Origin of the sequence: Sulfitobacter profundi (assembly GCF_042661425.1) — a bacterium.
In the GTDB taxonomy this organism is placed as follows: domain Bacteria; phylum Pseudomonadota; class Alphaproteobacteria; order Rhodobacterales; family Rhodobacteraceae; genus Sulfitobacter; species Sulfitobacter profundi.
In genome coordinates this window covers 714,253-731,869 of the sequence record NZ_JBHSWA010000001.1, presented here as the reverse complement: position 1 = coordinate 731,869, position 17,617 = coordinate 714,253, and the positions used below count along the sequence as shown (strand labels likewise).

The following is a 17,617-nucleotide window of genomic DNA, read 5'->3' as shown; positions in this document are numbered from 1 at the left end:
CAAGATCGTTGCGGCGGGCAAACTGCCGCGGCTGATCGCATTGCAGGCAGAGACGCGCTGTCGTTCAGCGATGGCGGTGTTTCGACCGCGATAGCAGGTGGGGCGACTGGCCCATGCCACTGCGAGGGGCGGCGGTAAACGCCGCGTAACCGACCATTACGCCGAGCGCTTTGTCAGAGCGCTTGACCAAGAAAACAAACATAGGGGGATACAATGACCAATTTCACAAAACGTCAAAACGGACCGAGCCGTCGCAGTTTTCTAGCCGGGAGCGCGGCTGCGGTGGGGGCAGGGCTGATCTTGCCACAGGGCGCACGGGCACAGGCTCAGCCCAAAAAGGGTGGCACGCTGCGGGTTGGCTTCACCCAAGGGTCGACCTCCGACAGCCTTGATCCCGCAACCTTCAACAACGACTTCATGTTTGCCAGCGGCTATGCGGTCTTCAACACTCTGACGGAAATCGCCCCCGACGGCACCGCCCAGCCCGACTTGGCTGAGAGCTTTGAGGCCAGCAGCGATGCCGCCACATGGACCTTCCGCCTGCGCGACAACGCGCAATTCTCGGACGGCAAAACGGCGACAGCGAATGATGTGATCGCCTCGATCCGTCACCACATGGGGCCAGAGTCCAAATCCGGCATCAAACCGCTGCTTGAGCAGATCACCGACATCCGTGCCGATGGCGACAAGGTCGTGATCTTTGAACTGGCCGCAGGGAACGCGGATTTCCCGTTTATCTTCAATGACTACCACCTCGGGATTCGCCAAGACACCGGCGATGGCACGATCGACCCCAACAGCCGCATCGGCACAGGCGGCTATGTGATCGACGTTTTCGAGCCGGGCGTACGGGTCGAACTGACGCGCCGCGATGACTACTGGAAAGAGGGCCGCGCGCATTTCGACAAGGTCGTGATCTTGAAAGTCGGCGATCCGGCGGCCCGGATGAACGCGCTGATGACCGGCGAGGTTGACCTGATCGACCGGCCCGACCTCAAGACGATCAACCTGCTGGGCCGCGCGCCCAACGTGAAGATCCACACCCAAGACGGCACGCTGCATTACATCATGCCGATGCAGACCAACACGGCCCCGTTTGATGACGTGAACGTGCGGATGGCGTTGAAATACGGCATCAACCGCGAAGATATGATCGAAAAGGTTCTGCGCGGCTATGGTACCGTGGGCAACGACCAACCGATCTCGCGTTCCATGCCCTATTACAACGACGACCTTGAGCAGATCACCTATGATCCGGAGCGGGCGAAGTACCACCTGAAACAGGCGGGGCTTGAAAGCCTTGATGTGACGCTGTCCACCTCGGATGCTGCCTTTAACGGGGCGGTGGATGCCTCGGTTCTCTTTGCCGAAAACGCGCGGCCTGCGGGGCTGAACATCGAGGTGAAGCGTGAGCCGGATGATGGCTATTGGTCGAATGTCTGGCTGCAAAAGCCCTTCTGCTGCTCCTATTGGGGTGGCCGTCCGACGCCTGACCTGATGTTCTCGACCGGCTATGCCGCCGATGCGGAGTGGAACGAGACCAAATGGGACAACGAGCGCTTTAACGAGTTGCTGTTGCAAGCGCGGCCTGAGCTGGACCAGACCCGCCGCGCCGAGATGTACGGCGAGATGCAAAAGATCGTGAAAGAGCAGGGCGGCGCGCTGATCCCGGCCTTTGGTCAATATGTCTCGGCCATGAGCGAAAGCGTTCAGATGCCTGAGGAAGTGTCCGAGATGTGGGATCTCGACAGCCAGCGCTTCATCGAACGCTGGTGGATGTCCTAAGCCACAGCCTCATCCGGGCGGCCCCAAGGGGCCGTCCGTTTCCGCACCAATGGCCCGATCCGGGCCGGAGAAAACCTTAAAATGTCCCGGCTTCAGAAGCTTGTTATCGGCCGAGTGTCCCTCGGCATTCTGACCCTTTTTGTCGTATCCGCCCTCATGTTCGTTGGCATCGAATTCTTGCCCGGTGATCTGGCGCAGCAGATCCTTGGCCAATCAGCGACCGAGTCGACCCTCGCGGCATTTCGCGCCGAACTGGGCCTCGATCAGCCCGCGCATCTTCGTTATTTCGATTGGCTGAGCGGCGTGTTGCGCGGTGATTTTGGCACCTCGCTGGCCTCGGGGCGCGAGGTGTCCGAGCTTTTGGGGCCGCGCCTTGCCAATACCATGTTCTTGGCCACCTATGCCGCCGCCATCGCCGCTCCGCTGGCGGTGATCCTTGGTCTTTTGGCCGCTCTGTGGCGCAACACGCTGTTTGACCGGGGCGTCAATTTGACCGCGCTTTCGGCGATCTCCATGCCGGAGTTTTTCGTGGGCTACGTGCTGATCCTGTTTCTGTCGATCAAGGCCGGCGTCTTTCCGACGCTGGCGCGGATCGACAGCGCCACGGGGCTGTGGGACGCGCTTTACCGCAGCTTTCTGCCCGCGCTGACGCTTATTCTGGTGGTTGTCGCTCATATGATGCGGATGACGCGGGCGGCCATCATCAACGTGCTCGCCTCGCCCTATATCGAGATGGCGCGCCTTAAAGGTGTGCCGCGCTGGCGCATCATCGTGCAGCACGCGCTGCCTAACGCATTGGCGCCGATCGTCAATGTCGTGGCCCTGAACCTTGCCTATCTGGTGGTCGGCGTGGTGGTGGTAGAGGTCGTCTTTTCCTACCCCGGTCTTGGGCAGTTACTGGTGGATGCGGTCTCCAGCCGGGATTTCCCGGTGGTGCAGGCGGTGGGGCTGTTCTTTGCCGCTGTTTATATCACGCTCAACGTCTTGGCCGACATCATCTCGATCATGTCGAACCCGCGTCTGCGGCACGGGAGATAACGATGAAATCTTTGCTGAAATCCGCGCCCCCTCGGCGATCTTTGGGATGGTGGTGCTGGCCATCGTCGCCTTTACGGGGATATTCGCGCCCATCGTCGCGCCCTATGGCGAGACGCAGGTGGTAGGCGATGCCTATTTGCCATGGAGTGCGGCGCATCCGCTGGGCACCGACAATCTGGGCCGCGATATGCTGTCGCGCATGATCTTTGGCGCGCGCAATACGGTCGGGCTGGCGCTGCTGACGACGGCTATTTCCTTTTCGGTCGGGTCGACGCTGGGGATGCTGGCCGCGCTCAAAGGCGGCTGGCTGGACGAAGTCCTGTCGCGCTTGGTCGATGTGCTGATGGCCGTGCCGCCGCTGATCTTGGCGCTGATGCTCTTGGCCATCGTCGGCCCGTCGATCCCGAATATGGTCGGGGTGATCGCGGTGATCTATGTGGCGCCGGTCTACCGGTTGTCGCGGGCTGCGGCGATGAATGTGGTCGGCCTTGATTTCGTCGAAGCCGCAAGGCTGCGCGGAGAGCGCACGCCATGGCTGCTACGGCGCGAGATTCTGCCCAACATCTGGTCGACCCTGATCGCCGAGTTTGGGGTGCGCTTTTGTTTTGTGTTCCTCTTTATCGCGGCGCTGTCCTTTCTTGGCATCGGGATCCAGCCACCCACGGCGGACTGGGGGTCGATGGTAAAGGAAAACGCCACCTTGATCAGTTTCGGGGATATCACCCCGCTGATCCCGGCGGCGGCCATCGCCTTGCTGACCGTTGCGATCAACCTGATCGTCGATTGGATGCTGCACCGCGCCAGCGGTCTGAAAAGTTAACCGAGCAGGGGTCAAGCATATGGGAAATCTTCTGAACATTCGCGGTCTCCGGCTTGAGGCAGGCAGCCGCGCGCGGCCCAGTGTGATTATCAAAGGGCTCGATCTGGAACTCGACCGGGGTGAGGTGCTGGGCCTTGTCGGTGAAAGCGGCGCGGGCAAAAGCTCAGCCGGGTTGGCGGCGATGGGCTATGTCCGCGACGGGGTGCGCTTTGCCGGGGGCAGCGTCGAATTCGACGGGACCGAATTGATCGGCATGGCGGGCGGGCAATTGCGCCGTCTGCACGGCAAGCGGATCGCCTATGTCGCCCAGTCCGCCGCGGCAAGCTTTAACCCCGCCAAGACGCTGATCGACCAATATACCGAAGCGCCGCGACTGCACGGTGTCTCTGGCCGCGCGGCGGCAGAGCAGGACGCCGTCGCACTCTACCGTCAGATGCAATTGCCCAACCCCGAAGAGATCGGCTTTCGCTATCCGCACCAAGTGTCGGGCGGCCAGTTGCAGCGGGCGATGACGGCCATGGCCATGGCCTGCCGCCCCGACCTGATCATCTTTGACGAGCCGACGACCGCCTTGGACGTCACCACCCAGATCGAAGTGCTGGGCGCCATCCGCGATATTGTCGAGCAATATGACACGGCGGCGATCTACATCACGCATGACCTTGCCGTGGTCAGCCAGATGGCCGACCGCATCTGCGTGATGAAAGACGGTGAGGCGGTCGAGACCGCGCCGACCAAAATCATGCTGGACGCCCCGCAAGAGGATTACACCCGGTCGCTCTGGGCCGTGCGGTCGTTTCGCCGCCCCGATGCAGAGGCGGGGGAGGCTCCGGCGCTGATCCGCTGCGAGGGAGTTTCGGCGGCCTATGGGCCGATGACCGTGTTGGACAATCTCAACTTCACCTTTCCGCGCGGCCAGACGACGGCGGTGGTGGGGGAAAGCGGGTCGGGGAAATCCACTCTCGCGCGGGTGATCGCGGGGCTGCTGCCCCCGCCTCGGGGCAGTTTTTCTGGAACGACGCGCCGCTGGAACCGCGATTGGCCAAACGCGGGGCCGAGACGCTGCGCAATATCCAGATGATCTATCAATCGGCGGATACCTCGCTGAACCCGCGCCACAATATCCGCGAGATTTTGTCCCGTCCGGTGCGCAAGTTCACGGGCCGCAAGGGCCGGGTGCTTCGGGCGCGGGTGGAGGAACTGATGGATCTGGTCGATCTTGACCGCGCCTTCCTTGACCGCAAACCCAGCGAGCTTTCCGGCGGTCAGAAGCAGCGCGTGGGCATCGCCCGTGCGCTGGCCGCCGAGCCTGAGTTTATCATCTGCGACGAGGTGACCAGCGCGCTTGATCAACTGGTGGCCGAGGGGATCTTGCGGCTGTTGGTGCGTTTGCAGACCGAGCTGCACCTGACCTTTATGTTCATCACCCATGATCTGGCCACGGTTGAGGCGATTGCCCATAAGGTGATCGTGCTCAAGAACGGCCAGATCGTCGAACAGGGCGGGCGCGATGAGATCTTCGGCGCGCCAAAGCAGGCCTATACCAAACGGTTGCTGACCTCGGTGCCGCAGATGGATCCGGAATGGCTGACCGAGGCCCGCGCGCGGGAGCGGTCCTTGCGCGAGGCGGAGTAGGGCGCTGGCGGGTTATACATCCGCGGCGCGGGCCGCAGCAAAGGCGGCCTCTGCCACGTCGAGAAACAATGCGGCTTCGGGCTGCTGCAAGACAAGGGGCGGGCGGATCTTCAGCACATTGGCCCTTGGCCCGGTGGCGCTGATCAAGACGCCATTCTGGCGCATGTGGTTCACCACGAATTTCGCGCGGGCGGCGTCGGGGGCATTGGTCGCGCGCGAAGTGACGCACTCAACGGCCAGAAACAGCCCCGCGCCGCGCACATGGCCGATCTCGGGGTAACGCGCCGCGATATCCTGCAGGCCGTTCTTGAGGGCCCCGCCGACCGTGGCAGCATTGTTCTGCAACCCTTCATCCGCGATCACGTCGAGCACGGCCATGCCCGCGGCGGCGGCCACGGGGTTGCCGCCAAAGGTGTTAAAATAGCGTGCCTTTTCGCCAAATTCTTGCACCAGCTCTGGCCGCATCGCGGTGCCGGAAAGGGGAAGCCATTGCCCATCGGCTTGCCCATCGTGACCATGTCAGGCACCAGCCCGTGGCGCTGGAACCCCCAGAAGGCATCGCCGGTGCGGGCAAAGCCAGGCTGCACTTCGTCAGCGATGAAAAGCCCCCTCGGCGCGGATCAGATCGACCGCCGGTTGCAGGAACCCCGCCGGATCGGGGTGCAGCCCGTCGCTGGAAAAGATCGTATCGACGATGAAGGCCGCAGGCTCGATCCCATCGGCGCGTATCTCGGCAATCGCTTGGGCCAGATCGGCGGCGAGTTTCGCGCCCTGCTGCGCCTCGGGGATGCGGAGCGTGTCGGGCGCGTCGATCAGCCGGATGCGCGGGCGGCGCGGGGTGAAATCCCCCAAGGAGGGGGACAGTTCCGCCACCGCCTCGGTCAGCCCATGATAGGCAAGGCGGGTGACGATGACCCCTTCGCGCCGGGTATAGCTGCGGGCGATGCGCAGGGCGATGTCATTCGCCTCGGACCCGGTGCAGGTGAACATCACATGGCCGAGTGCGTCGGGCATTGTGGCGAGCAGCCGTTCGGCGTAAGTCACCACGTTTTCATGTAGATAGCGGGTGTGGGTGTTCAGCACGCCCAACTGCTGAGTAATCGCCTCGACCACGCGCGGATGACAATGACCGACCGAGGCGACGTTGTTATAGGCATCAAGGTATTTGCGCCCGTCCTTGTCCCACAGCCAGACGCCTTCGCTGCGCTCAATGTGCAGCGGTTGGTCGTAAAACAGCCGGTAGGCGGGGCCGAGCGCCTTGGCGCGGCGGTCGATCAGGGCGCGGTCGTCCGGGCTGAGGGCCTCGGCTTGGGCGCTGTCATAGGCGTTGATCATGGTCATCGGTCACTCCGTTCCCGCCGCACGGTGCAGGGCTTTGATCGCGGCGGCGTCGGCAATTTCGTCGAGTGCTGCCAGCCCGCGTTGCGAGGCGGCGGCGTTGCGCAGGATATAGGGGGCGTTATCGGGATAGCGCCGGGCGCGGGAAGCGCCGATTGCCAAGGTGGTGGCATGGCGCAGGCGGATCAGACTGGGCAGAAGCGCGATTTCCTCGGCCTCCAGCGGCAGCCGTGCGGCAAAGCCCGCGACCATCTCGCAGACGTTTTGTAGCGGCTCAGCGCCTTGGCCGAGTTGATAGGAGCAAGCCACCGCCAGATCGCAGGCCAGCGGCGTATGCACCATGTCACCGAAATCAATCAGCCCGACGGGATGCTGCGCCTCTGGTCCGTCGACCAGAATATTGTGCGGATTGAAATCGTTATGGACGACCTGTGCCCGCAGATGTGGAAGCTGGGGCGCGACTTCTGCATCAAAGTGATCGAGGGTTCGCCCCAGTTGGGCGCGCAGGGCGGCGTCTTGCACATCCGCCAGCAGCGGGCGCAGATGGCCCGCCTGTTTGATGTCCCACTGCAGGAAATGCCCCCCGCCGGATGGAAAAAACCGCGCAGACCAAGGGTGACCCGCGCGTGAAAATCCCCCAAGGCGCGGTGCAGGCCGGGGCGCGGCGTGGCATTGCTGAGGACAGTGCCGCGAAGGAAGGTCATGAGCCGCACGACATGGGGCTGACCGTCAGCCGCTGTGGCAACCTCGGCCGCCTTGCCATTGAGGCTGGCGCAGATGCGCTGCACCGGCAGATCGGGATCAGCAGAGGCCAGATGCATCAGGGCTGCGGTCTGCATATCGGTCACGGCACGCTCTTCGGCGGCATTGGTGATCTTCAGCAGCGCCTGTTGCCCGGTGGGCAGGGTGATCAGGAAATTCGCATCCTTTTCCGCCGCAAGCGGCTTGATTTCGCCTGAGATACCATAGCGCTGCAAGGCAACCTCTGCCGCGCGCGCCGCGTCAAAGGCGGGCGGATCTTGCGCTAGAAGATCGGTCTTGTTGCCGCTCTCTTCGACCAGCACGCCGCTGAGGAAGGGGGCAGGCCGCCCTGAGGCGTGATCCCGACCTCGGTCATGGGGTGATGTCCTCGGTCCCGCACCATTCGGCGATAAACAGCGCCATGGCTTGGGTGATTTTCTTGACCGAACTCAGGCTGACGGATTCATTGATCCCGTGGATGTTGCGCGACTTCGGCCCGTAACAGAGCGCCGGGATCTTGTTATACAGCGCATAGACCCGCGTATCGAGATAGCCCGCCGTCATGAAAGACTGCAGCGGCGCGCCGATGGCGTCTTCGTGGGCGCGTTCCAGCACCGCTTCGGCCTCGCTGCCCGGCTCCAGCACATAGCCTTCGGCGTGAAAGCCGTTAAAGACCACTTCGGGCGGGTTGTTGGACAGGAAGTTGTCGGTCTGGGCAAAGGCTTTGACCCGCTCGGTAATCTCGCGCGCGGCATCCTCGGCGCTTCGGCCCGGATAGATGGAAACGCGGCAATCGATATTGCACCATGACGGCACCGATGACGCCCAATCGCCGCCTTCAATCTTGCCGATGTTGAGGTTGATCGGATGCGCTTCGTCTTCAAAATGCGGGTGGTCGCCTTTCTCGGCGTTCCAGTCTTCCTCCATCTCGCGCAGGGCGGTCATAACCCGGGTCGCCGCGTCAATCGCATTGGCGCCTTCGCCCATTTCGCGCACATGGACGGGCACGCCGCGCACCTGCACCTGAAACCAGATGACGCCGGTATTGGCGCGCACCAACATTTCTTCTTCGGGTTCGGGAATGAAAACCGCATCGGCGGTGTAGCCTTGTAGGAACGTCTGCAACGCGCCGTTGCCGGTGGATTCCTCTTCGACCACGGATTGCACATAGACAGTCGCCGCTGGTTGCAACCCAATGCGGCGCAGCGCGTCTAGGGCAAAGATATTCGCCGCAGCACCCGCCTTCATATCGCCTGCGCCCCGGCCATACATCCAGTCGCCGCCGATCTTGGCCGAGTAGGGCGGATCATCCCACATGTCGTGCAGCCCTTCGGGCACCACGTCGAGATGCGATTGCAGGATCAGCGAGCGGCCCGCCTCATCGCGCGGGCGGTGGATGCCCACGACGATGGGCGCGTCGGAGTGATCGTCCGAGTATCTCGAGCCGCCGGGGTGCGCCTCAATCGCGGCGCGGTCCATCTTGAAACGGTCCATCGCGTAGCCACGGCTTTGCAGGTTGCGAAACAGCAGGTCTTGGATCGCATGTTCATGGCCGCGCAGCGAAGGGGTCTGCACGAGTTGTTGGGTAAAGCTCACTTGCTCAGCGAAGCCATCTTCAACGGCCTGAAGGATGCGGGATTTCAGATCAGGATCGAGGGTCATGTCGTGTCCTTTCGAGGGGTTAAAGCATCGCTTCGATGAGGAAAGGGCCGGGTTCTTTCGCCGCGTCTTCGATGGCGCGCATCAGCTCGGTCACGTCTTCGACCCGTTTGCCCGGCACGCCCATGCCCTTGGCCATGGCAACGAAATCCAATTGCGGACGGTCGAGGTTCAGCATGCTCAGCGCGTCGGGGCCGGGCTGCGCGCCGACGTTGTGCAATTCGCCCTTGAGGATCTCATAGGACTGATTGGCGAGGATGATCGTGGTGACGTTGGAGTTCTCGCGCGCTTGGGTCCAGAGTCCTTGGATGGTGTACATGGCCGAGCCATCTGCCTGCAGCGTGATGACCGGACGGTCGGGGCAGGCGATGGCCGCTCCGGCAGAAAGCGGGATACCGATGCCGATGGACCCGCCGGTCAGGGCCAGCCACGTGTTCGGCGCCGCACTGTCGCCCGCGGGGAAGGTGGCTCCGCCGGAGGAGACGGCTTCATCCACCACAATCGCATCTTCGGGCAATGCGTTCGCCAAGGCCGCGCCGAGGTTTTGCAGGGTGATGCCGCCTGCCTGCGGTGCGGCGGGTCGTTCGTGGTCGCGCGGGGTGGCGGGTTTCGCGCCGATGCGGTCTGCGAGTGCGGCCAAAGCCGTGGAGCCGTCCGCATCGACGGCGGCCAATGTGACGGTGTGGCAATCGACCGGCAGCAGCAGGCTCGGCTTGCCGGGATAGGCAAAGAAGGCCACGGGGGTGGCGTCTCAATCAGGATCGCGCGGCTGTAGGGGGCAAGGCATTCAAGGGCCGCGTTGATCGGGTAGGGGACTTTGTTGATCGCAAAGCGGCCCTGTCCGCGCTCCATCCGGCGGTTCGAGGTGGGCGCGAGGATGTCGGCCCCGGTCTTTTCTGCGATGCCGTGCAGTAGGGCCATCGCTTCTTGGCTTTCCAGCACCGCGCTGCCGACCAGCAGAACGGTTTTCTCACCGCTCTCCAAAGCGTTGATCGCGGCATCTAGCGCGCGTTCATCCAGCGGGGCAGGGGCAGCGGGGGCCACGGCCTCGGCCATCTTGCCGCCCGCGTCCCAGCCGATGTCCGCAGGGGCGATCAGTGTGGCGACCTTGCCGGGCTTGCTTTGCGCCACGGCGAGGGCGGTCATCGCATCCGCCGCAAAGCTGCCAGCATCCCGGCCCGAACGCACCCAATCGCTGAAGGGCGCACAGGCGCCTTCGACATCTGCCGAGAGGGGCGCGTCATACTTTTGGTGCCGCAGCGCGTGGTCGCCCACAAGGTTCACCATCGGCACCCGTGCCTTGCGGGCGTTGTGCAGGTTGGCGGCGGCGTTGGCAAAACCGGGCGCGAGGTGCAGCAGGGTCACTGCCGGTTTCCCGGCCATGCGCGCATAGCCATCGGCGGCACCGGTCACCACGCCTTCGAACAGGCCCAAGACGCAGCGCATCAGTTTGGTCCGGTCCAGCGCGTCGACAAACTGCATCTCGGAGGTGCCGGGATTGGCGAAACAGACCTCCACCCCGCCCGCGTGCAGGCTGCGGACAACGCTTTCAGCGCCATTCATCTCTTTGGGTGTCTTGCTCATGCTGTGGCCTCGCGGAATGTCGTGAGAAATGATTTTGCGTTATCGGCAAGGGAGGGGCCAAGGTAGCCGCCCTCTTGGATCAATGCTGTGGGAAGGTGGAGCGCCGTCAAGCGCCGCGCCATTTCGGCAAAGCCGTCGGGGTAGACGTTTACGGCGGCCAGCGGATCATCGGCGGCCATGTCAAAACCCAGTGAGACCACGAGCGCCTCGGCTCCGAAATCACGGATCGCGGCGATGCCTTTGTCGAGCAAGGCCAGCACGTCATCTTGGCTCGCGCCCTGTTCCAGCAGCAGGTTCAGCGATTTGCCCGCCCCGTCGCCTTCGCCCGTTTCATCCGCATGGCCAAGGTAGAAGGTGGGGTAGGTGGCCGGGTCGGGGTGCAGCGAGCAGAAGAAGATGTCGCCGCGTTCATAGAGGATGTCGAGCGAGCCATTGCCGGTGTGCACGTCGATATCGATCAGTGCGACCTTTTTGTAGGTCTGGGTCAGATGCTCCGCCGCAATGCAGGCGTTGTTGAAAAAGCAAAACCCGTTCGCGCAATCGCGCATCGCGTGGTGGCCGGGCGGACGGCAAAGCGCATAGGCGGCGCGGGCACCGGCCGCCACGGTCTCGGCGGCCTCCACGGCGGTTTGGGCCGACCAATAGGCCGCGTCCCATGACCCTTCGGTCAGCGGGGTCGATGTGTCGGTCATCCACCAGCCCAACTGGCCGTGAATGTCTTTGGGTTCTTTACCGCGCCGCACGCCGGGGTGCATGGTGGGAATGGCCAGCGCCTCTGGCCCCGCGCTTTCGACGAAGCGGGCATGGGCGTCGGGCAGGAAATCAACGTAATCGGGGTTGTGCACCGCCTTGATCGGGGCAAGTCCGTGGTCTTGGGGTTTGGCAATCTCAAACCCTTCGCCGATTAACATATCGCGTAGAATTTCAGCACGTTGTGGCTGTTCTTGATGCGGCATGGCCGCGCCGCGCCGAAAGTAGTGGGTCGGTGCGTGGCCAAGCTGGCGTTCGTCGAAAAAGACTTTCATCACATTCCCTGTGGTCTGATGTCGCTGCGGCGGAGCATTGCAGTTTTAATTTGCAGGCTCAATAGAAATGATGCATCATGCATCAAAACTGGCCACGGTTTGGTCGGTAAGGACGAGGGCGCGATGGCCGAGATCAGTCAAGTTTCATTGGGCGATGCGATCTATGATCGGGTCTGTCAGGACTTGGTGGAAGGCAAGCTGCGCCCGAATGAAAAGGTCACCATTCGCGGGTTGGCTGAGCGGTTGGGCACCAGTTCGACGCCAGTGCGCGACGCGGTGCAGCGGCTCTTGCGGGATGAGGCTTTGATCCAGCGCAGCATGCGCGACGTGCGCGTGCCGGTGCTGACAGAGGCGCAGTATCTTGAGATCGCAAGCATCCGGCGCGAGTTGGAGGGGTTCGCCGCAGGCCGCGCCGCCGAGATGGTGGGCCCCAAGGAAATCCGCCGCCTGAAAAAGATCGTGGAGCGGAATGAGGCTGCAGCCGTGGCCGGGCGTTGGCCGCAGGCGGTCAAGTACAATCAGGAGTTCCATTTCGCATTGGTGGAGGCGGCTGAGATGCCCATTCTGCTGGCGATACTCGGCGGGCTGTGGCTGCGCATGGGGCCGCTGATTGCCGGGTACTATGCGCGGGAACAGCTGGGGCTGGTCCGGCATCATCAGGCGATCATTGCCGCCTGTGAAAGTCGCGATCCTGCGGCGGCTGCCGCGGAGATGCGCGCAGACATAGATGACGCAAAGGAGGGGATCATCAGATACATCCAATCGTTCACCATAGACGAATGAGCAATTCAAGCGCTGCGCATCGCGCGGCCATCACCCGAGCGACTGCAAGAAGCCGACACCAGAGCGGACGCTGTCACTGGGCGAGTCAAAGCAAAACCAATGGGGATTTACATGCTACACACCACTAAATTAACCGCAGCCGTTCTGGCGCTGGCACTGGCCGGGCCACTGGCCGCGCAGGATGGCGAACCAAAGTCCGGCGGCACGCTCAACGTTGTGATCCAGCCCGAACCGCCCAGCCTGATGATCGGCCTTGTGCAGAACGGCCCGACACAGATGGTCGGCGGCGATATTTATGAAAGCCTGCTGCGCTATGATTTCGATCTGAAACCCGAAGGCCAATTGGCTGAATCTTGGGAGATTTCAGAGGACGGCAAGACCTATACCTTCAAGCTTCGCGAAGGCGTGGTTTTCCATGATGGAGAACCGTTCACCTCGGCGGATGTCGAATTCTCCATGGATAAGTTCCTGCGCGAAAGCCATTCGCGGATGCGCACCTATATGGAGCATGTCGAGAGCATCGAGACGCCCGACGATCACACGGTTGTCTTTAACCTAAAGCAGCCCTTCGGCCCCTTCATCGGTATCTTTGAGCCCGGCACCGCGCCGATGATCCCAAAGCACATCTACGAAGGCACGGATTTCGCCAACAATGAGGCGAACAACACGCCCATCGGCACCGGCCCGTTCAAGTTCGACGAATGGGAAAAGGGCAGCTTCATCCATCTGGTGAAGAACGAAGACTACTACATGGAGGGCAAGCCCTACGTCGACGAAGTCTATTACCACGTGATCCCCGATGCGGCCTCGCGCGCGGTGGCCTATGAGACCGGCAAGGTCGATGTGCTGCCCGGCGGCTCGGTCGAAAACTTCGACGTGGCGCGCATTCAGGCGATGGACAACACCTGCATCACCGACAAAGGCTGGGAATACTTTGGCCCGCTGTCTTGGATGTGGGTGAACAACGACAACAAACCGCTCGACGATGTGAAGGTGCGCAAGGCGATCATGCATGGCGTCGACCGCCAGTTCGCCAAGGACGCGCTGTGGAATGGTCTTGGCAAGGTCTCGACCGGGCCGCTGTCGTCCTCCACCCGGTTCTATGATGGCGAGACGCCGGACATCACCTTTGATCCGGAAAAAGCCAAAACCCTGCTGGAAGAAAGCAGCTATGACGGTGAAACCATCCGCATCTTAGGTCTGCCCTACGGTGAGACATGGCAGCGCTGGGCCGAAGCGGTCAAACAAAACCTGAGCGAGATCGGCATGACGACCGAGATTGTGCCCTCGGACGTAGCGGGTTGGAACCAGAAGGTTGCGGACCGTGACTATGATCTCGCCTTTACCTATCTCTACCAATACGGCGATCCGGCACTTGGCGTTTCGCGGACCTATATGGGCGACAATGCCGCCCCCGGTTCGCCTTGGAACAACGTGGCGAACTATCAAAACGCTGAGACGGACAAGCTGTTTGCCGAAGCGGCGCTGATGGCCAGCCCCGAAGAGCGCAAGGCGGCTTATAAGGAAATCCAAGACAAGATCGTCGAAGACGTGCCGAACATTTGGCTCTTGGAACTGGGTTTCCCCACGATCTACCGCTGTGACGTCAAAAACCCTGTTAACACCGCCTTTGGCGTGAACGACGGTTTCCGCGACGTGTGGCTCGACAAGTAAAAAAAGCGACAACGCTCAAGGCCCGAGCCGTTTCGGCGGCTCGGGCGGATCTTAGAACAACACGGGGCGGATAGCGTGATACGTTTCATATTGGGCAGGTTGGTCAAGGCGGTGTTTATCCTGCTGGCGATCCTTGTCTTCAATTTCCTGCTGATCCATGCGGCACCGGGTGACCCTGCGGCGGTCATGGCGGGCGAAGCCGGGGCGGCGGATGAGAAATTCCTTGCAGATCTGCGGGCGCGTTTCGGGCTGGACCAACCGCTCTACATGCAGCTTTGGCTCTATATCAAAGGCGCGGTGCAGCTTGATCTGGGCTATTCCTTCCGCCAGCAGATGCCGGTGGCCGAGATGATCGGCGACCGTCTGCCAGCGACGCTTTTGCTGACCGGCGTGGCCTTTGTGCTGTCGCTGGTCTTGGGTGTGACCGCCGGTGTCGCGGCCTCGGCCCGGCAGGGGCGGTGGGGTGACACGCTTATTTCGACCTTCGCGCTGCTGTTTTATGCCACGCCGCTGTTCTGGGTCGCGCTGATGGCGACGCTGGTGTTTTCAGTCTGGCTCGAATGGTTGCCGGGCTTTGGCTACTCGACCATTGGCGCGGGCTATACCGGTATGGCCCATGTGCTGGACGTGGCCAAACACCTCGTCCTCCCGGCCTCTACCTTGGGGCTGTTCTTTACCGCGATTTATATGCGCATGACGCGAGCTTCGATGCTGGAAGTGTCGCGGCTCGATTTCGTCAAAACCGCCCGTGCCAAGGGGCTGACCCGCGGCGTGATCCAGCGGCGCCACATCCTGCGCAACGCGCTTTTGCCGGTCATCACGCTGGCCGGGCTTCAGGCGGGGCAGATCTTTGGCGGGGCGATCCTGACCGAGACCGTCTTTGCATGGCCCGGCATCGGGCGGCTGATGTTCGAGGCGATCAACCAGCGAGATTACAACGTGATCCTTGGGGTCTTTTACATCTCGGCGGCCATGGTGCTGCTGTTCAACCTGATCACGGATGTCATCTATGTCATTGTTGATCCGCGGATAAGGCTGACAACATGATGAGCTTTTGGAAACGTTTTAGCTATAACCGGGGCGCGGTCATTGGTCTGGTCATCCTGACCTTCGTCGTGGCCGCGGCCATCCTCGCGCCCATCCTTTTCCCGCAAAGCCCGTGGAAAATGGTGCAGCGTCCCTTCCTGCCGCCCTTCACCCAAGACGGGCTGATGTTGGGCACAGATGCGCTTGGCCGCAATGTGCTGGCAGGGCTGGCACATGGGGCTTATGTGAGCCTGCTGGTCGGGCTGGTCTCGACCATCGTGGCGTTGGCCATCGGGGTGCCGGTCGGAGCGGCGGCGGGGTATTTCGCGGGGCGGATTGATGATGCGCTCATGCGCTTTACCGAGTTCTTTCAGACCATCCCCAGCTTCGCCTTGGCGATCGTGCTCTTGGCGATCTTTCAGCCCAGCCTGACTTTCGTGATCATCGCGATCTCCATCGTGTCATGGCCCCCGGTGGCGCGTCTGGTGCGGGGCGAGGTGCTGTCGCTCAGAACCCGCGAGTTTGTCGAGGCGGCAAGCCTGTCGGGCCTCGGCAACCTTCAGATCATCACCCGCCACATCCTGCCCAACGCGCTGCCGCCCATTATCGTGCTGGCCTCGCTCATGGTGGCGCAGGCGATCTTGCTGGAAAGCTCACTGTCCTTTCTGGGGCTGGGCGATCCGAACATCATGTCTTGGGGCTATATGATCGGGGCCGCGCGGACTGTGATCCGCACCGCATGGTGGCTGTCGTTCCTGCCGGGGATGGCGATCCTTTTGACCGTGCTGGCGCTGAACCTGATCGGCGAGGGCCTGAACGACGCGCTGAACCCGCGATTGACGAGGAAATCCGAATGACCCTGCTTAGCATCCGTGATCTGTCTATCGCTTTGCCCGTGGGGGCGGACCGGCTCTATGCCGCCAAAGACATCAACTTTGACCTCGCACCGGGGGAGATCCTCTGCATCGTTGGCGAAAGCGGGTCGGGCAAATCCATGTCGGCCAATGCGGTGATGGGGCTGCTGCCGCAAGGTGTTGAACCCGACAAGGGCAGCATCACCTTTGACGGCCAGTCGATCCTCGGCCTGTCTGAGAAAGAGATGTTGAAGCTGCGCGGCAGCCGCATTTCGATGATCTTTCAGGAACCCTCAGCGCGCTGAACCCGCTGATGCGGATCGGCGCGCAGATCGCCGAGGTGTTTGAGGCGCATGGCGCGCTCAACAGCTCGGAACGGCGTGCGCGGGCGTTGAAACTGTTGGAGGAGGTCGGCATTCCCGACCCGCGAGCGGCGATCCGGGCCTATCCCTTCCAACTGTCGGGCGGGCAGCGGCAGCGGGTGATGATCGCGATGGCCTTGGCGCTGGAGCCTGATATCCTGATCGCGGATGAGCCGACGACGGCGCTTGATGTTACCACCCAAGCGCAGATCCTCACGCTGATCGAAGACCTGCGCCGCAAGCGTGGCATGGCGGTCATTTTCATCACCCATGACTTTGGCGTGGTGGCCGATATCGCCGACCGGGTCATCGTCATGAAAAAGGGCGAAATCGTCGAAGCTGGTCCGGCCCAAGAGGTGCTGCTGAAACCCCAGCACCCCTACACCCGCGCCCTGATCGACGCGATCCCCCGGCTGACCCAGACCGACGCGCCCAAGCAGGTAGAGCGCGCGCCGCTGCTCAAGGTCGAAGGGCTGCAAAAGACCTTTTCGACCGGCTCTGGCACGCTCTTTGGCAAGCGCCGCGTGGTGAAAGCCGTGCAAGACGTGAGCTTTGAGCTCTACGCAGGTGAAACCATCGGCATCGTCGGAGAATCCGGTTCGGGCAAATCCACCGTCGGGCGTTGTCTGGTGCGTCTGCTCGATCCAGATGGGGGTCGGGTGCTGATGGATGACGTCGACATCGCCCATATGTCCGGCGCGGAATTGCGCGCGCAGCGGCGCAAGTTGCAGATGATCTTTCAAGACCCGTTCTCGTCGCTCAACCCGCGCGCCCGTGTCTCGCGTATCCTGACCGAAGGGCTGATCGCCTATGACACGCCGGATAAAGAGGCAAAGGCCAAGGCGCGTGAACTGCTCGAGCTCGTCGGACTAGATGAAAGCGCGATGAAACGTTTCCCGCATGAGTTTTCAGGCGGGCAGCGGCAGCGCATCGGCATCGCCCGCGCGCTGGCGCTAGAGCCGTCGATCATCATCGCGGATGAGGCCGTCTCGGCGCTCGATGTATCCATTCAGGCGCAGGTGCTTGATCTGCTGGCCGAGTTGAAGACCCGGCTGAACCTATCAATGCTCTTTATCACCCACGACCTGCGGGTCGCGGCGCGGATCTGCGACCGGATCATCGTCATGCAAAAGGGCCAGATCGTCGAAGCCGGGCCGGTCAGCAAAGTGTTGCACGATCCCGATACCGCCTATACGCGCAGCCTGCTCGACGCTATTCCGGGGCAGGATTATGAACGCGCGCTGGCGGCTGCCGACTAGGGCGCTATTTCAGGCGTTATGCCAGATTTGGATC

13 protein-coding genes and 4 pseudogenes are annotated in these 17,617 nt (G+C 62.2%); 10 read left to right on the top strand and 7 right to left on the bottom strand.

What is annotated here, in order from left to right:
- Nucleotides 1–213: 213 nt before the first annotated feature.
- From ACFQAU_RS03975 to ACFQAU_RS03955, 5 genes and pseudogenes are all read left to right on the top strand, one after another.
- A complete protein-coding gene (locus tag ACFQAU_RS03975) occupies nucleotides 214–1,785 on the top strand; it encodes an ABC transporter substrate-binding protein (protein ID WP_132444933.1) in 1,572 nt (523 codons plus the stop codon).
- 81 nt (nucleotides 1,786–1,866) lie between these two features.
- The gene (locus tag ACFQAU_RS03970) at nucleotides 1,867–2,823 is read left to right on the top strand and encodes an ABC transporter permease (RefSeq protein WP_132444935.1); all 957 of its coding nucleotides are present in this window, start codon (nucleotides 1,867–1,869) and stop codon (nucleotides 2,821–2,823) included.
- Nucleotides 2,824–2,869: 46 nt separating this feature from the next.
- Nucleotides 2,870–3,643, top strand: a complete 774-nt coding sequence (locus ACFQAU_RS03965; RefSeq protein ID WP_386280680.1) for an ABC transporter permease — start codon at nucleotides 2,870–2,872, stop codon at nucleotides 3,641–3,643.
- Nucleotides 3,644–3,662: 19 nt separating this feature from the next.
- A pseudogene (locus tag ACFQAU_RS03960) lies at nucleotides 3,663–4,924 on the top strand (ABC transporter ATP-binding protein); the annotation flags it as partial.
- Nucleotides 4,925–5,059: 135 nt separating this feature from the next.
- Nucleotides 5,060–5,278, top strand: coding sequence for an ABC transporter ATP-binding protein (locus ACFQAU_RS03955; RefSeq protein ID WP_386283793.1), 219 nt, complete (start codon nucleotides 5,060–5,062; stop codon nucleotides 5,276–5,278).
- A 12-nt stretch (nucleotides 5,279–5,290) separates the two neighbouring features.
- On the opposite strand, the pseudogene ACFQAU_RS03950 reads toward ACFQAU_RS03955, so the two are convergent.
- The 7 genes and pseudogenes from ACFQAU_RS03950 to ACFQAU_RS03920 all read right to left on the bottom strand — a co-directional run bounded on the left by ACFQAU_RS03950 (nucleotide 5,291) and on the right by ACFQAU_RS03920 (nucleotide 11,625).
- A pseudogene (locus ACFQAU_RS03950) lies at nucleotides 5,291–5,865 on the bottom strand (aminotransferase class III-fold pyridoxal phosphate-dependent enzyme).
- 4 nt (nucleotides 5,866–5,869) lie between these two features.
- A complete protein-coding gene (locus tag ACFQAU_RS03945) occupies nucleotides 5,870–6,619 on the bottom strand; it encodes an aminotransferase class III-fold pyridoxal phosphate-dependent enzyme (RefSeq protein WP_386280677.1) in 750 nt (249 codons plus the stop codon).
- A 3-nt stretch (nucleotides 6,620–6,622) separates the two neighbouring features.
- Nucleotides 6,623–7,680: pseudogene (locus tag ACFQAU_RS03940) on the bottom strand (phosphotransferase).
- A 49-nt stretch (nucleotides 7,681–7,729) separates the two neighbouring features.
- Nucleotides 7,730–9,019, bottom strand: a complete 1,290-nt coding sequence (locus ACFQAU_RS03935; protein WP_132444943.1) for an ArgE/DapE family deacylase — start codon at nucleotides 9,017–9,019, stop codon at nucleotides 7,730–7,732.
- Nucleotides 9,020–9,038: 19 nt separating this feature from the next.
- Entirely contained in the window at nucleotides 9,039–9,512 is a 474-nt protein-coding gene (locus tag ACFQAU_RS03930) for a thiamine pyrophosphate-dependent enzyme (protein WP_386280672.1), read from the bottom strand.
- The gene (locus tag ACFQAU_RS03925) at nucleotides 9,434–10,600 is read right to left on the bottom strand and encodes a thiamine pyrophosphate-binding protein (RefSeq protein ID WP_386280670.1); all 1,167 of its coding nucleotides are present in this window, start codon (nucleotides 10,598–10,600) and stop codon (nucleotides 9,434–9,436) included. Before ACFQAU_RS03925 ends, ACFQAU_RS03930 begins: the two co-directional genes overlap by 79 nt.
- A complete protein-coding gene (locus tag ACFQAU_RS03920) occupies nucleotides 10,597–11,625 on the bottom strand; it encodes a histone deacetylase family protein (RefSeq protein WP_132444947.1) in 1,029 nt (342 codons plus the stop codon). The genes ACFQAU_RS03925 and ACFQAU_RS03920 overlap by 4 nt, the downstream gene beginning before the upstream one ends.
- Nucleotides 11,626–11,748: 123 nt before the next feature.
- Here ACFQAU_RS03920 and ACFQAU_RS03915 point away from each other — a divergent pair, with 123 nt between their 5' ends.
- The 5 genes and pseudogenes from ACFQAU_RS03915 to ACFQAU_RS03895 all read left to right on the top strand — a co-directional run bounded on the left by ACFQAU_RS03915 (nucleotide 11,749) and on the right by ACFQAU_RS03895 (nucleotide 17,583).
- Nucleotides 11,749–12,408 (top strand): GntR family transcriptional regulator, encoded by a 660-nt coding sequence (locus ACFQAU_RS03915; RefSeq protein WP_240791600.1) that lies wholly within the window; start codon nucleotides 11,749–11,751, stop codon nucleotides 12,406–12,408.
- A gap of 99 nt (nucleotides 12,409–12,507) precedes the next feature.
- Complete coding sequence (locus ACFQAU_RS03910) at nucleotides 12,508–14,082, top strand: ABC transporter substrate-binding protein (RefSeq protein WP_132444949.1); 1,575 nt, start codon at nucleotides 12,508–12,510, stop codon at nucleotides 14,080–14,082.
- A 75-nt stretch (nucleotides 14,083–14,157) separates the two neighbouring features.
- On the top strand, nucleotides 14,158–15,129 hold the full coding sequence (locus ACFQAU_RS03905; protein WP_120350379.1) for an ABC transporter permease: 972 nt from the start codon (nucleotides 14,158–14,160) through the stop codon (nucleotides 15,127–15,129).
- Entirely contained in the window at nucleotides 15,126–15,965 is an 840-nt protein-coding gene (locus ACFQAU_RS03900) for an ABC transporter permease (RefSeq protein WP_082849458.1), read from the top strand. Before ACFQAU_RS03905 ends, ACFQAU_RS03900 begins: the two co-directional genes overlap by 4 nt.
- Nucleotides 15,962–17,583, top strand: a pseudogene (locus ACFQAU_RS03895) (ABC transporter ATP-binding protein). Before ACFQAU_RS03900 ends, ACFQAU_RS03895 begins: the two are co-directional and overlap by 4 nt.
- Nucleotides 17,584–17,617: the final 34 nt, after the last annotated feature.

Excerpts from the sequence above, each read along its gene's own strand:
- ACFQAU_RS03935 (WP_132444943.1), bottom strand. The coding sequence starts at position 9,019 with ATGACCCTCGATCCTGATCTGAAATCCCGCATCCTTCAGGCCGTTGAA.
- ACFQAU_RS03955 (WP_386283793.1), top strand. The coding sequence starts at position 5,060 with ATGTTCATCACCCATGATCTGGCCACGGTTGAGGCGATTGCCCATAAG.
- ACFQAU_RS03920 (WP_132444947.1), bottom strand. The coding sequence starts at position 11,625 with ATGAAAGTCTTTTTCGACGAACGCCAGCTTGGCCACGCACCGACCCAC.
- ACFQAU_RS03915 (WP_240791600.1), top strand. The coding sequence starts at position 11,749 with ATGGCCGAGATCAGTCAAGTTTCATTGGGCGATGCGATCTATGATCGG.
- ACFQAU_RS03965 (WP_386280680.1), top strand. The coding sequence starts at position 2,870 with ATGGTGGTGCTGGCCATCGTCGCCTTTACGGGGATATTCGCGCCCATC.
- ACFQAU_RS03900 (WP_082849458.1), top strand. The coding sequence starts at position 15,126 with ATGATGAGCTTTTGGAAACGTTTTAGCTATAACCGGGGCGCGGTCATT.
- ACFQAU_RS03975 (WP_132444933.1), top strand. The coding sequence starts at position 214 with ATGACCAATTTCACAAAACGTCAAAACGGACCGAGCCGTCGCAGTTTT.
- ACFQAU_RS03910 (WP_132444949.1), top strand. The coding sequence starts at position 12,508 with ATGGGGATTTACATGCTACACACCACTAAATTAACCGCAGCCGTTCTG.
- ACFQAU_RS03970 (WP_132444935.1), top strand. The coding sequence starts at position 1,867 with ATGTCCCGGCTTCAGAAGCTTGTTATCGGCCGAGTGTCCCTCGGCATT.
- ACFQAU_RS03945 (WP_386280677.1), bottom strand. The coding sequence starts at position 6,619 with ATGACCATGATCAACGCCTATGACAGCGCCCAAGCCGAGGCCCTCAGC.
- ACFQAU_RS03925 (WP_386280670.1), bottom strand. The coding sequence starts at position 10,600 with ATGAGCAAGACACCCAAAGAGATGAATGGCGCTGAAAGCGTTGTCCGC.